General features: G+C 65.4%; 14 protein-coding genes and 2 riboswitches. Of the genes, 6 read left to right on the forward strand and 8 right to left on the reverse strand.

All coding sequences use genetic code 11. From position 1 onward, the window contains the following. The first annotated feature begins 122 nt into the window (after positions 1 to 122). Positions 123 to 210, forward strand: a riboswitch (glycine riboswitch). After that, a riboswitch (glycine riboswitch) is annotated at positions 211 to 304 on the forward strand. It begins immediately after the preceding riboswitch. 112 nt (positions 305 to 416) lie between these two features. The 6 genes from gcvT to V6E02_RS10890 all read left to right on the forward strand — a co-directional run bounded on the left by gcvT (position 417) and on the right by V6E02_RS10890 (position 5,793). Next, the gene (gene gcvT / locus V6E02_RS10865; protein WP_347308824.1) at positions 417 to 1,499 is read left to right on the forward strand and encodes a glycine cleavage system aminomethyltransferase GcvT; all 1,083 of its coding nucleotides are present in this window, start codon (positions 417 to 419) and stop codon (positions 1,497 to 1,499) included. A 7-nt stretch (positions 1,500 to 1,506) separates the two neighbouring features. Then, positions 1,507 to 1,899: a glycine cleavage system protein GcvH gene (gene gcvH / locus V6E02_RS10870; RefSeq protein ID WP_347308825.1), complete on the forward strand. Its 393-nt coding sequence runs from the start codon at positions 1,507 to 1,509 to the stop codon at positions 1,897 to 1,899. Continuing rightward, positions 1,899 to 3,368, forward strand: a complete 1,470-nt coding sequence (gene gcvPA / locus V6E02_RS10875; protein WP_347308826.1) for an aminomethyl-transferring glycine dehydrogenase subunit GcvPA — start codon at positions 1,899 to 1,901, stop codon at positions 3,366 to 3,368. The genes gcvH and gcvPA overlap by 1 nt, the downstream gene beginning before the upstream one ends. A gap of 26 nt (positions 3,369 to 3,394) precedes the next feature. Next, positions 3,395 to 3,895, forward strand: coding sequence for a thiol peroxidase (gene tpx, locus V6E02_RS10880; RefSeq protein WP_347308827.1), 501 nt, complete (start codon positions 3,395 to 3,397; stop codon positions 3,893 to 3,895). 81 nt (positions 3,896 to 3,976) lie between these two features. Next, on the forward strand, positions 3,977 to 5,425 hold the full coding sequence (gene gcvPB / locus V6E02_RS10885) for an aminomethyl-transferring glycine dehydrogenase subunit GcvPB (RefSeq protein ID WP_347308828.1): 1,449 nt from the start codon (positions 3,977 to 3,979) through the stop codon (positions 5,423 to 5,425). Then, positions 5,425 to 5,793 carry a diacylglycerol kinase gene (locus V6E02_RS10890; protein WP_347308829.1) on the forward strand — a complete coding sequence of 123 codons (369 nt, stop codon included), beginning with the start codon at positions 5,425 to 5,427 and terminating at the stop codon, positions 5,791 to 5,793. The genes gcvPB and V6E02_RS10890 overlap by 1 nt, the downstream gene beginning before the upstream one ends. A 6-nt stretch (positions 5,794 to 5,799) precedes the next feature. Here V6E02_RS10890 and grxD read toward each other — a convergent pair whose 3' ends face one another. The 8 genes from grxD to hemA form a co-directional block, all read right to left on the reverse strand. Beyond that, positions 5,800 to 6,120 (reverse strand): Grx4 family monothiol glutaredoxin, encoded by a 321-nt coding sequence (grxD, locus tag V6E02_RS10895; protein ID WP_347308830.1) that lies wholly within the window; start codon positions 6,118 to 6,120, stop codon positions 5,800 to 5,802. A gap of 38 nt (positions 6,121 to 6,158) precedes the next feature. Then, positions 6,159 to 7,250 (reverse strand): nucleotidyltransferase domain-containing protein, encoded by a 1,092-nt coding sequence (locus V6E02_RS10900; protein ID WP_347308831.1) that lies wholly within the window; start codon positions 7,248 to 7,250, stop codon positions 6,159 to 6,161. After that, entirely contained in the window at positions 7,240 to 8,151 is a 912-nt protein-coding gene (locus V6E02_RS10905) for an HprK-related kinase A (protein ID WP_347308832.1), read from the reverse strand. The genes V6E02_RS10900 and V6E02_RS10905 overlap by 11 nt, the downstream gene beginning before the upstream one ends. Then, a complete protein-coding gene (locus tag V6E02_RS10910) occupies positions 8,148 to 8,438 on the reverse strand; it encodes an HPr-rel-A system PqqD family peptide chaperone (RefSeq protein ID WP_347308833.1) in 291 nt (96 codons plus the stop codon). Before V6E02_RS10910 ends, V6E02_RS10905 begins: the two co-directional genes overlap by 4 nt. Before the next feature lie 3 nt (positions 8,439 to 8,441). Then, the gene (locus V6E02_RS10915; RefSeq protein ID WP_347308834.1) at positions 8,442 to 9,098 is read right to left on the reverse strand and encodes a hypothetical protein; all 657 of its coding nucleotides are present in this window, start codon (positions 9,096 to 9,098) and stop codon (positions 8,442 to 8,444) included. 180 nt (positions 9,099 to 9,278) lie between these two features. After that, positions 9,279 to 10,133: a peptide chain release factor N(5)-glutamine methyltransferase gene (gene prmC, locus V6E02_RS10920; RefSeq protein ID WP_347308835.1), complete on the reverse strand. Its 855-nt coding sequence runs from the start codon at positions 10,131 to 10,133 to the stop codon at positions 9,279 to 9,281. Next, complete coding sequence (prfA, locus tag V6E02_RS10925; protein WP_347308836.1) at positions 10,133 to 11,215, reverse strand: peptide chain release factor 1; 1,083 nt, start codon at positions 11,213 to 11,215, stop codon at positions 10,133 to 10,135. Before prfA ends, prmC begins: the two co-directional genes overlap by 1 nt. After that, complete coding sequence (gene hemA / locus V6E02_RS10930) at positions 11,212 to 12,462, reverse strand: glutamyl-tRNA reductase (RefSeq protein WP_347308837.1); 1,251 nt, start codon at positions 12,460 to 12,462, stop codon at positions 11,212 to 11,214. Before hemA ends, prfA begins: the two co-directional genes overlap by 4 nt. Positions 12,463 to 12,482 lie beyond the last annotated feature (20 nt).

Consider the following 12,482-nt stretch of genomic DNA (forward strand, 5'->3'; position numbering starts at 1 on the left):
TCGACTCGGCCAACAAACCCCTCTATCCTTCCTCCTCCAACACCAACCCGAGTGCCAAAGGTGGTGGACTCATACATGAGCTTGAGCAGCGTCGGGGGCTACGGTATAGTGCCACTCTGCCATTTGAACACTTGGGAGAGCGCACGCCAGTCGTGCCGCCGAAGGCGCAAGCACCCATAACCGCTCAGGCAAACGGACCAGGTGTTCAGGCAACTCTGGAGAGCGACGGTCGGTTCGAGCCGTCCACCGAAGGGGCACGCGGCATTCGCCGCAATCTCTCAGGTACCGGGACAGAGGGGTGAAGTTGACCGGGACGTTCGGTCTGCCGGGCGTAATCGCACTTGCCCCGTCCCGTCACCGCGCGTGAATCCATCAGGCCGGCGGCTTCCGTGCCCGCGGTAGCCGGACGAAAACTCATGCTGAAAACGACCGCACTCAACGCCGCACACCGCGCCCTCGGCGCCAAGATGGTGGATTTCTCCGGCTGGGAGATGCCCCTGCATTATGGTTCTCAGGTCGAGGAACACCACAAGGTGCGCCGTGACGTGGGTATGTTCGACGTCTCCCACATGCTGGCCATCGACTTCCATGGCGTGGGCAGCCGCGATTTTCTGCGTTATCTCCTCGCCAACAACGTGGACCGCCTGCAGCTCCCGGGCAAGGCCATGTATTCCTGCATGCTCAACGAGCAGGGGGGCGTGCTGGACGATCTCATCGTCTATTACCTGTCCGAGGACTGGTTCCGCATGGTGGTCAATGCTGGCACCGCGGACAAGGATCTCGCCTGGATCCAAGCCCAGCGGGATGCGCATGCCACGAGCGTGACGGTGGTGCCCCGGCGCGACCTCGCCATCCTGGCCGTGCAGGGCCCCAATGCGCGGGCGCGCGTATGGCTGGCGCGCCCCGAGTTGCGCGCGGCCACCGAGTCGCTCAAACCCTTCCAGGCGGTGGCGTTGGATGGCTGGTTCGTGGGCCGCACCGGCTATACCGGTGAGGATGGTTTCGAAATCATTCTACCGGCGGGCGAGATCGAGGATTTCTGGTGGCTGCTAAATCAGCTTGGCGTCGCGCCAGTCGGCTTGGGGGCGCGGGATACCCTGCGCCTGGAGGCGGGCATGAATCTCTACGGCCAGGACATGGACGAGACCACTACACCCCTGGAATCCGGTCTGGCGTGGACCGTGGATCTCAAGAGCCCGCGCGACTTCGTTGGCAAGCATGCCTTGGAGGAAAGCCACGTCACGCGCAACCTCTACGGCGTGGTGCTTCTGGACCGAGGCGTGTTACGGGCGCACCAGCGCGTGATCACCGCCCACGGCGAGGGCGAGACCACCAGCGGCAGCTTCGCGCCCACCCTTAACCGTTCCATCGCCCTGGCGCGCCTGCCGGTGCAGGTGGAAGTGGACGACCAGGTGCAGGTGGCGGTTCGAGACAAGTTGTTGGCGGCAAAGGTGGTGAAATATCCCTTCGTGCGCAATGGCAAGAGTCTGATCGACTGAAGGAACCTTGATGAGCATTCCCTCCGACTTGAAATACACCAAGACCCACGAATGGGTGCGCCGAGAGGTGGACGGCACCGTCAGCGTGGGCATCACGCATCATGCCCAGGATTTGCTGGGTGACATGGTCTTTGTGGAAAATCCCGCCGTGGGACGCAAGCTCGCCGCCGGCGAGGAATGCGCGGTGGTGGAATCGGTCAAGGCCGCCTCCGACGTGTATGCCCCCGTGTCTGGCGAGGTGGTGGCGGTGAACGAAGATGTCGCTGCCAGCCCGGAAAAGCTTAACCAGGACCCGTACGGCGCGTGGATGTTCCGCATCCGGCCCAGTGAGCCCGCGCAGCTCGATGGCCTGCTCGATGCCGCGGCCTATGCGGCGCTGGTGGAGAGCGAGTCGCACTGATGGCATTCGCGGCCGCGCAGCGGGCGCGGCTCGCTGCGCACGGCCGCGTCCATCACGGCGGACGATCGAATCGGGAACTTCGCATGCCTTTCATTCCCCACACCGAAGACGATGTGCGTGCGATGCTGGCCAGCATCGGCGTCGCCTCCATTGACGAGCTGTTCGACGAAATCCCGCCGGGGCTAGCCAGCAAACGCCTTGAACGTGTGCCCGAGGGGCTCACCGAAATGGAAGTGGCGCGACTGGCCCAGGCGCGCGCGGAACGCGACGGCTTTTACCTCAACTTCATCGGCGCGGGCGCCTACGAGCACCACATCCCCGCCGCCGTGTGGCAGATCGTCACCCGCGGCGAATTCTATTCCGCCTACACGCCCTATCAGGCCGAGGCGAGCCAGGGCACGCTGCAGGTGCTGTACGAATACCAGACCATGATGGCCTCGCTCACCGCGCTGGATGTTTCCAATGCCAGCCTGTACGACGGGGCCTCCGCGCTGGCGGAAGCGGTGCTGATGGCCGTGCGCGCACACAAGAGTGCACGCCGCGTGGCCTTACCGCGCACCGTGCACCCGTTCTACCGGCGGGTGGTGCAGACCCTAGTCACGCCCCAGGACATCGAGCTTTTGGAGGTGGAATTCGATCCCAGCCAAGGCATCACCGATCCGGGCTGCCTACCCGAGGGCGAGTTGGCGGCGGTAGTGATTCCCCAGCCCAATTTCTTCGGCTGTCTGGAGGCCGTGGATGAGCTCACCGACGCGGCCCATGCCCGTGGCGCCTTGGCTATCGCCCTCGTCAATCCCACCGCCCTTGCCCTGCTCAAGCCGCCGGGCCAGTGGGGACAGAAGGGGGCCGACATCGCCGTCGGTGATGGCCAGCCGCTGGGTGCGCCGTTATCCTCGGGCGGGCCCTATTTCGGCTTCATGTGCTGCCGTCAGGCCCTGGTGCGGCAGATGCCGGGCCGCATCATCGGCCGCACGGTGGACCTGGACGGCCAACCTGGCTTCACCCTCACGCTGCAGGCGCGCGAGCAGCACATTCGGCGCGCGAAAGCCACGTCCAACATCTGCACCAACCAGGGCCTGCTGGTGACCGCGGCGACGATTTATCTTGCCCTGCTGGGCCCGGAAGGACTCAAACGCGTGGCCGCCACCTGTCATGCCAACACGCAACGGCTCATCGAGGCGCTCACTGCCATTCCAGGCGTGCGCCGGCTGTTTGGCCGCCCCTTCTTCCACGAAGTGGTGCTGCAACTGGCCACCCCAGTGGCGGGCGTGCTCTACGGGTTGGAAGCCCAGGGCATCGTCGGTGGTTTCGATCTCACGCCCCACTACCCGGAACTGGGTCACGCACTCCTGGTGTGCGCCACCGAAACCCGCACGGAAGCGGACATCGCGCGCTACGCGGAACACCTGGCGCGCATCCTGGGCCGACAGCAAAGTGCGCCACCCTGTCCCATCCAACCCAAGCTCTGATACCTTGAGCCAAGAAAGGAGGCAACATGAGCACCGTCACCCTGGAAGGCACGCCCTTGCACGTGAGTGGCCATTTCCCGCAGCCCGGCGAGAAGCTGCATAGCTTCATGCTGGTGGACAAGGATCTCAATGACGTCTCCCTGGCCAAGTTCGCTGGCAAGCGCAAGGTCTTGTCCATCGTGCCCAGCCTGGACACGCCGGTGTGTGCGCAGAGCACGCGTGTGTTCAACGAGAAGGCCGCGGGGTTACCCAATACCGTGGTGCTGGTGATTTCCGCCGACCTGCCTTTCGCCCAGGCGCGCTTTTGCGGCGCCGAGGGGATTGCCAACGTGATCACCCTGTCTTCCATGCGTGGCCGGGATTTCGCCAAGGACTACGGGGTGATGATCACGGACTATCCTCTGGCCGGCCTCATGGCGCGCGCGGTGATCGTGGCCGACGAAAACGACACCGTGCTCTATTCGCAACTGGTGCCGGAAATCACCCAGGAGCCGGATTACGATGCGGCCCTCGCCGCGCTGAAATGAATCGTTCGTCGCCGCCCCCCAGGCCATGCGCTAAACGAGGCGCAATCTAGCTGCCGCGGGCGCCGGAAAAGAGTCTTTCCCATGCTGATATTCGAACGCTCCCGCCCGGGCCGCCGTGCGACGGCCCAGATGCCTGCCACCCTGCCGGCGCTGGACCTGCCGGTCGAGTTTCTGCGCCAGGATGCGCCGCTACTGCCGGAATGCTCGGAACTGGACGTGGTGCGCCACTACACGCGCCTGTCGCAAAAGAATTTCTCCATCGACACCCATTTCTATCCCCTGGGTTCCTGTACCATGAAATACAACCCACGGGCGTGCAATGGCCTGGCCATGCTGCCCCAGTTCCTTGCGCGCCATCCCCAGGCGGCGGCGGCCACCGGGCAGGGATTTCTCGCCTGTTTGTTCGAATTGCAGGAGATCCTCAAGGATGTCACCGGCATGGCCGGTGTGAGTCTTGCCCCCATGGCGGGGGCTCAGGGGGAATTCGCGGGCGTGGCCATGATCCGTGCCTATCATCTTTCCCGCGGCGACACCGCCCGGCGGGAGATGCTGGTGCCCGATGCGGCCCACGGCACCAACCCGGCCACGGCGGTGATGTGTGGTTACACAGTGAAGGAGATTCCCACCGATCGCAACGGCGACGTGCATCTTGACGCCCTGCGTGCCGCAGTGGGGCCGCATACCGCGGGCCTGATGCTCACCAATCCTTCCACTTTGGGCGTGTTCGAGCGCAACATCGTCGAGATTGCGCGCATCGTCCATGAGGCGGGGGGGCTGCTCTACTACGATGGCGCGAACCTCAACGCCATCCTGGGTCGCGTGCGCCCGGGCGACATGGGTTTCGACGTGATCCACATGAATCTGCACAAGACCTTCTCCACGCCCCATGGCGGCGGTGGGCCCGGCGCCGGGCCGGTGGGCGTGTCGGAGCGGTTGCTGCCCTTCCTGCCCGTGCCCATCGTGCACGAGGAGCGGGGCGTGTATCGCTGGCTCACCGAACGCGATCGTCCCCAGAGCATCGGCCGCCTGTCAGCGCACATGGGCAACGCCGGCGTGCTGCTGCGGGCTTGGGTCTATGCGCGCATGCTGGGGCGCGAGGGCATGCATCGCGTCGCCGAATATGCCACCCTGAACGCCAACTATCTGATGGCCGAACTGAAGAAGGCCGGCTTCGAACTCGCCTACCCCATGCGCCGCGCCAGCCACGAATTCATCATCACCCTGAAAGCTCTCAAGGAACAAACCGGGGTGACTGCCATGGACGTGGCCAAGCGGCTGCTCGACAAGGGTTTTTACGCGCCCACCACCTACTTTCCCCTGCTGGTGCCGGAGTGCCTGCTGATCGAACCCACGGAAACGGAATCCAAAGAGACGCTGGATGCCTTCGTGGCCGCACTCAAGGAAATCGTCGAAGAGGCCCACCTCGATCCGGAACGGGTGAAGGGCGCGCCCTACACCACGCCGGTGCGGCGTCTCGATGACGTGCGCGCGGCGCGGGAGCTGGATCTGGTGTACAAGCCGGCCGCCTGATGGAATCGCCCCACAAGAGTAAAAGCGGGCTGGCACGCATCGGACGGGCCTTGTTCTATTCTCTCGCCGGCTTGCGGGCGGCACTGCGCCACGAGCATGCCTTCCGTCAGGAGCTCGTGCTGGCGGCGCTGCTCATCCCCACGAGCCTGTTTTTGCCGGCGAGCGGCACGGGCCACGCCCTGATGATCGGCTCGGTGCTTCTGGTGCTGGTCGTCGAGCTAATCAATTCCGCCGTGGAGGCGGTGGTGGACCGAGTGTCCACCGAGGATCATCCCCTCGCCAAGCGGGCCAAGGACATGGGCAGCGCGGCGGTGTTCCTCGCGCTAGTCAACGTGCCCATGGTGTGGGGGCTGGTGCTGTTGGGATGAGCCGGCCTACGCGGCGGCCAGTTCTTGCAGAAGCTTTTGTAGCTCGCCCTTCTGGTACATCTCCGTCATGATGTCGGAGCCGCCTATGAATTGCCCCCGCACGTAGAGCTGGGGAATGGTAGGCCAGTTGGAGAAATCCTTGATGCCCTGGCGAATGGCTGGGTCCGCCAGCACGTTCACGGAAAAGAAATCCTTCACGCCGCAGGCACGCAGCAAGTTCACCGCATTGGCAGAAAAACCGCACTGGGGAAACTGGGGCGTGCCCTTCATGTACAGCACCACGGGGTGGCTATCGATCTGTTCACGGATCACGTCTTGGATGCTCATCTTCACCTCCAGCGAATGGATAATTCCCGAGCAAGTTACTAAAGTATTGCCGCCCTGTCAACCGGGCGGGGTGCCCGGCGCGGCAGCGCCTTGCGTAGCAGATGGGGCAGCAACAGCCGTAAGGGCATGCGCAGCCAGTGGCCGCGCAGGTAGAGGATGAAATGCGCAAGCCCCGTGAAGGGGCCACGACAACTGGGATGTTTCGGGCGGAAGCCCTCTTGGGCGAGCCAGTCCATGGCGAGCGTGACGGGCCAGGCGGGCGCGGCCGTGGCCGCGGCTTGGGCGACTTCCCCGGGAATCGGGGTGCCCAACACGCGCCGGGCGTAGCGTAGGCCGTAGTAGAGCGGTCGGGCCAGGTCCAGGGCCTGGGCGCGGGGCACGAGTGTGTCCCAGAAGCCGGGCTCGGGGCCGAAGTGGCGCAGCAGCCCATCAAAGTCTAGCAGGTCGCGCAGCGCCCGATCCGTTTCCCCCTCGTAAAACAGGTGGGTGGCGCAATGGATCACCAAATCGACTGGGGCGGGCACGAAAAAGCCCGGGGCCTGGAGGGCTGGGCGCACCAAGTCCAGGATGAGCGAGGGGTCAGGGCGGTGGCGCGCGGTGCGGGGCAGGATGTTGTGGTGCACGTCGATCACCGTTTGGCGCCGGGTGTGCTCCAGGGGCGGGATCTCGTGCATCCATTGCCGGTAATAGCGTTGGTCGTAGGGATCGAGTTTCATGGGCGCCCAACCGTGTTCCAGGAGGGCTGCTTCCACGACCGCCAGATGTTCCCGTGGCACCAGGAGATCCACGTCCCCAAAGAGTCGGCCGGCGGCGACAGGTAGGCCGGCGGCGGCGTAGGCCGCGCCTTTGAGCAGCACCGCGGGGGCACCCGTGTCGGCGAGGGCGGCGCGGATGCGCGCGAGCTCCCAGGCCAAGGCCTCTTGCAAGCGCTTGCACACCGTGAGCGCCCCTGCCAGATGGCGTTGCGCCTGCGCCGGCACGGGCACGCCGGCTTCCTGCACGACCAGGGCAAGCCGTGCCATGAGACCTGCGCGGCGCGCTTGGCGCAGGGCGAGATCCCACTGGGCAGCCGAGAGGGCAGGCGCCATGGCAGGGGTGGTCAATAGGCGCAATAGCAGGTCAGGGGCCATCGGCGAGACGGGTGAAGATGTTCAGAGCATCTTCCAGTCGGCTGTAGGTGAAATCGAAACACTCAACCGTTGCGATTAGGCGCGCCAGCGTGTCGTACCCGCAGCTTCCCAGCGCGCTGTAGTTGAAGGCGTTGTGGGCGAGTTCCAGCAAGGCATGAGCCCGGGGGTGGGGGGTGAGCCGGGGCGCCGAGTCTGGGACATAGCGGGGGAAGATCACCCAGGCGGGGTGCGCCGGCTCTTCCATGCGCGCGACGCTTTCTTGGGGTGGCTTCATGTGGGCAACCGTGCCCTTCAGGGTGTCATGGGCAGGCGGGCCGAACACGGCCTCTGGCGCCCAAGCGCGCAGGAGAGGCAGCGACGTGTTCTTCAAGCTCACGGGTCGCGCCAGGGCGTGCACCAGGCCGGTTTCCGGGTCGATCAGGGTAAGCTCGTCAGATAGCAGGCGCCAGCCCCGTTGCACCAGGGCGGCGGTGAGGGTGCTCTTGCCCGATCCCGGTGGCGCCGGCAGGATGGCGGCGCGTCCTTTCTGCTCGATCACCGCCGCGTGCACGACGAGATACCAATGGGCGTGCTGGGCCACGCTCCAGTTGAGTCCCCATTCCAGCATGGGGAAGGCGTGATCGTAGGGCAGGGGCTTGAAGGGCACGAAATCGTCGAACGCAAACTTGACCTGCGGCCGCCACCAGCGGCGCAGCCCCAGCGGCCGCAACAAGCGGACGTGGAAATCACAGAAGACCTCGTCCGCCAGCACGGGATGGTCGGCATAAAGCAGGGTGAGGCTGTCCACCACCGCCGAAATCCGGCTGCGTATGCGCACCGTGAAAGGACCGGTGCGCAGGCACAGGCCGGGGCCGGCGAGCCGATGGCGGATGTCCTCCAGAGGAAGCTCGCGCAGGTTCAAGAAAGCTTTTCGGCTTCGGCGAGATGCGCACGCGCCAGGGCGGCGAGCGCCCTCTCCAATGCCTCTCGCTCTTCGCTCGCCAATTCTGCCACGGGACGGTCGACGAGCGCGCGCGCCAGTTCGTCCAGGTCCATGGCGTGATCCAGCAGGCAGGATAGGACCTGGCCGGTGAACGGGTCAAGCAGGTGGGTATCGCCACTGGCGCCGTGGAACGCGGTGTAGCCATCTTCCCACGGCGTCAGGCGCACCCGGTGGGTGGGGTTCACCCGCCAGCGTACGTCGGTCATGGTTCACCGATGGTTGCCGTGGGCGTCATAGCCGCAGTAGAGGCGGCTGTACTGGTCCCACTCACTCTTGAGCTGGTCCAGGGCTGCGCCGCAATCCCGGGTGGCGGCATCGAAGGCGGCCTGATAGGCGTTGATCACCTTTTGGGGCGTGTCGTAGAGGGGCAGGTAGCGCCAGGCGAAGGTGGCGGCATTGAGCAGCGCGGCCACCGCATGGAAGGAGGCGTTGCGCACCTTGGCGTAGTAGCCCTGCATGTTGCAGGTGTTGGGGATGGAAACCAGGTCGAGATTGTGGGACTGTTGGGCCACCTCCCCCAGCGTCGCGTTATTGTTGAACACGTTGCGACCAAACACGGTGTTGAACACCATGCTGGGGAGGTAAAGATCGTCGGTGAGCTTGCCCCAAATTTCCGGGTGTTGGCCCCAGTAACCCGGGCTGCACCCGCACTGGGTGTCGCCCTGTTGGTTGGAGAGGTTGCCCGAGAGGATGGCCGAGCGGGTGCACTGATTGCCGCCGCTGTGACCCAGCACGGGATGGCTCACCAGAGTGAGGATGATCCCGGAGCCCGCCAGCCCTGCACCGGTGAAGCGTCGCCGGCTTGGGTCGACCGGTGTGGCCGTGTGGCCTGGGAGTCCGTGGGGGGTTCTTTCCTGTTCTGCCATGAATCGCTCCTTGGGCCCGGTTTCCGGCATCGAACCGTGACGGACCATGCTGGAGTCGGACAAGCAAGAATTACGCCATTTTTAGTGCCGGTCTGGAAATCTTTTCACGACAAGGCGTTGTGGGCTCGGCGAGCATGCTCTCGCGCCCCGGCTGCGCCGCGATGTAAAGTTTTTCGACACTCAGGGGAGGCGTCCGCCGCTCACTCGCTCCTGGCCGGCCAGATCCCGATGGCTGGCGACGGCCTCGAAGCCGGCTTGGGTGAGCAGCGTCCGGCAGGCGGCCCCTTGATCCCAGCCATGTTCCAGGAGCAGCCAAGCACCGGGAAGGAGGTGCTGCGGCGCGCCGGCGATGATATCGCGCAGGGCCTCGAGGCCGTCCGCGCCCGCAACCAGGGCATCCCGCGGCTCGAAGCGCACATCCCCCTGGGCGAGGTGGGGGTCGTCCTGGGCCACGTAGGGCGGATTGGCGACGATGAGTTGAAAGCGCGCGCCCGGCTCGAGGGCGGCGAACCATGCCCCTTCCAGGAACTGAACCCGATTAAGCCCGAGCCGCCGGGCGTTGTCCCTGGCCACCGCCAAGGCGTCGGGTGCCCGTTCCACGGCGCATACCCGGGTTGCGGGTCGATGCCGAGCAATGGCCAGTGCGACCGCGCCGCTACCTGTGCCCAGATCGAGAACTAGCCAGGGCGCGGAGTCTGGGATGTGAGCAAGCGCTAGCTCCACTAGTAGTTCCGTTTCCGGTCGGGGGATCAGCACCGCGGGTGTGACCAAGAGATCGAGCCCGTAGAATTCTCGCCGCCCCAGGATGTAGGCCATGGGCTCGCCCGCGAGGCGGCGTGCAAGCAGAGTCTCGAAGCGGTCGGCTTGTGCGTGCAGCTTGTCCCGGCCATGGGCGAGGAGCCAGGCGCGCGGGCGTCCCAGGGCGTGTGCGAGGAGAAGCTGCGCTTCGAGACTGGCGCTGCGTCCATCGAGGGCAAGGCTTTCGGCGAGCGCGGCGCGCGCCGCGGCCAGCACCTCGTCTAGGGTGGGGGCCATCAGGCCGCTTCGCCCAGGCTGGCCAGTTGGTCGGCCTGGTGCTGGCTCTGCAGGGCCTGGATGAGATCGTCCAGGTCGCCCTCCAGGATTTGTGGCAGCTTATAGAGGGTGAGATTGATGCGATGATCGGTGACCCGTCCCTGGGGAAAGTTATAGGTGCGGATGCGCTCGGAGCGATCGCCGCTGCCGATGAGCGATTTGCGGGTGGCGGCCTGCCGAGCCTGCTGCTCTCTTAGCCGCATGTCCTTGATGCGCGCGGCGAGGATGGCCAGGGCTTGGGCCTTGTTGCGGTGTTGGGAGCGATCGTCTTGGCACTCCACGACGATGCCGGTAGGCAAGTGGGTGATGCGCACCGCCGAGTCGGTCTTGTTCACGTGCTGTCCGCCGGCACCGGAGGCGCGGAAGGTATCGATCTTGAGCTCCGCGGGGTTGAGATCCACGTCGCCGATTTCGTCCGCCTCCGGCAGCACGGCCACGGTACAGGCGGAGGTGTGGATGCGCCCCTGGGTTTCGGTCTCCGGCACGCGCTGCACGCGATGGCCGCCGGATTCGAATTTGAGCCTGGAATAGGCGCCGGGGCCGCTCACGCGAGCGATGATTTCCTTGTAGCCGCCCACCTCGCCATCGCTATGGGAGAGGACCTCCACCTTCCAGCCCTGGCGCTCCGCGTAGCGGGCATACATGCGAAACAAGTCGCCGGCGAACAGCGCCGACTCGTCGCCACCCGTTCCCGCGCGGATTTCCAGGAACACGTTGCGCTCGTCGTTGGGGTCGCGGGGCAGGAGGGCTTTTCTGAGTTCCAGTTCCAGTTCCGCGAGCCGCGCTTCGGCTTCTGCTAGCTCGGCTTCGGCGAAGGCCTTCATGTCTGGATCATGGAGCATGTCCCGCGCTGTTGACTGGTCCTGCAGGGTGCGCTCGTAGGCGCGGAATAGCTCCACCACGGGCGCGATTTCGGCGTGCTCCCGCGCGAGCCGGCGATACTGCTCCAGGTCCGAGGTGACGTCCTCGGCGCTCAGCAGTTGGTTCAGTTCCTCCAGCCGGCTGGAGAGCTGGCGCAGGCGGGCGAGCAGGGCGGGTTTCATTCGGAATGCAAGTGGTAGAGGCGGCGCAGCCAGTTTTCAAGCGCCTCCCGCTCTTCCGGGCGGACGTGATGCAAGGCATCGGTGGGACCGTGCAGGAGCTTGTTGGTGAGGGCGCGGGATAGATGCTCCAGCACCATCGCCGGATCGTCGCCGCGCGCCAAGTGCTTGAGCGCCCGCTCCACTTCCTGGCGGCGGAAGCGCTCGCCGTGATCGCGCAGGGCGCGGATGGTGGGCACCAGTTCGCGACTCTTGACCCACTCCATGAAGCTTTGCACGCGGCTTTCGATGATGGCCTCCGCCTGCTCGGCCGCCGCGCGCCGGCTCCCTACGCCCTCCTGCACGATGTGGGCGAGATCGTCCACGGTGTAGAGAAACACGTCCGGCAGCTCGCCCACCTCCGGCTCGATGTCGCGTGGCACGGCTAGATCCACCAAGAACATGGGGCGGTGGCGGCGCTGTTTGATGGCCCGTTCCACCATGCCCTTGCCCAGGATGGGCAGGGGGCTCGCGGTAGAACTCACCACGATGTCGTAGTGATGTAGGGCCTCCGGCAACTCATTGAGGGTGAGGGTGGCGCCGTTGCAGCGCCGGGCGAGCAGTTGGGCGCGTTCCACGCTGCGGTTGGCAATGGTGATCCGGCGCGGATGCCGTGCCCCGAAGTGATCCAGACACAGCTCGATCATCTCACCGGCGCCGATGAACAGCACCGCTTGCTCGGCGATGCTGGGAAAGATGCGCTCCGCCAGTCGGACCGCGGCCGCTGCCATCGAGATGGAGTTCGCGCCGATCTCAGTGGTGGAGCGCACTTCCTTTGCCACTGCGAAAGTGCGCTGGAACAGCTTGTGCAGCAAAGTGCCCAGGGTGCCTGCAGCCTCCGCCGTGCGAACCGCCTGCTTCATCTGGCCCAGGATCTGGGCTTCCCCCAACACCATGGAATCGAGCCCGCTCGCCACTCGGAAAGCGTGTTTCACCGCGCGCTCCTGGGGGAGGGTATAGAGATAGGGATCGAGGCTTGCGCGCGGCAGGTGGTGGAATTCGGAAAGCCAGTCGATCGCCTGTTCTGGCGCCTCGGTGTTGCAATAGATTTCCGTGCGGTTGCAGGTGGAAAGGATGGCCGCCTCTTTCACCGCCCGGCGCGAGGCCAGGTCGTGCAAGGCTGGCTCGAGCCGGTCGGAGGGAAACGCCACCTGCTCGCGGATGGCCAGCGGTGCCGTCTGGTGGTTGATGCCGAAAGCGAAAAGCTGCATGGCGCGCACAAAAACGGCGT

The organism is Thiobacter sp. AK1 (assembly GCF_039822265.1).
In the GTDB taxonomy this organism is placed as follows: Bacteria; Pseudomonadota; Gammaproteobacteria; order Burkholderiales; family Thiobacteraceae; genus Thiobacter; species Thiobacter aerophilum.

What these genes read in the sequence shown, in the direction of transcription:
- tpx (WP_347308827.1), top strand. Translation starts at nt 3,395, where the DNA reads ATGAGCACCGTCACCCTGGAAGGCACGCCCTTGCACGTGAGTGGCCAT.
- V6E02_RS10900 (WP_347308831.1), bottom strand. Translation starts at nt 7,250, where the DNA reads ATGGCCCCTGACCTGCTATTGCGCCTATTGACCACCCCTGCCATGGCG.
- grxD (WP_347308830.1), bottom strand. Translation starts at nt 6,120, where the DNA reads ATGAGCATCCAAGACGTGATCCGTGAACAGATCGATAGCCACCCCGTG.
- V6E02_RS10890 (WP_347308829.1), top strand. Translation starts at nt 5,425, where the DNA reads ATGGAATCGCCCCACAAGAGTAAAAGCGGGCTGGCACGCATCGGACGG.
- hemA (WP_347308837.1), bottom strand. Translation starts at nt 12,462, where the DNA reads ATGCAGCTTTTCGCTTTCGGCATCAACCACCAGACGGCACCGCTGGCC.
- gcvPB (WP_347308828.1), top strand. Translation starts at nt 3,977, where the DNA reads ATGCTGATATTCGAACGCTCCCGCCCGGGCCGCCGTGCGACGGCCCAG.
- prfA (WP_347308836.1), bottom strand. Translation starts at nt 11,215, where the DNA reads ATGAAACCCGCCCTGCTCGCCCGCCTGCGCCAGCTCTCCAGCCGGCTG.
- V6E02_RS10915 (WP_347308834.1), bottom strand. Translation starts at nt 9,098, where the DNA reads ATGGCAGAACAGGAAAGAACCCCCCACGGACTCCCAGGCCACACGGCC.
- gcvT (WP_347308824.1), top strand. Translation starts at nt 417, where the DNA reads ATGCTGAAAACGACCGCACTCAACGCCGCACACCGCGCCCTCGGCGCC.
- prmC (WP_347308835.1), bottom strand. Translation starts at nt 10,133, where the DNA reads ATGGCCCCCACCCTAGACGAGGTGCTGGCCGCGGCGCGCGCCGCGCTC.
- gcvPA (WP_347308826.1), top strand. Translation starts at nt 1,899, where the DNA reads ATGGCATTCGCGGCCGCGCAGCGGGCGCGGCTCGCTGCGCACGGCCGC.
- V6E02_RS10910 (WP_347308833.1), bottom strand. Translation starts at nt 8,438, where the DNA reads ATGACCGACGTACGCTGGCGGGTGAACCCCACCCACCGGGTGCGCCTG.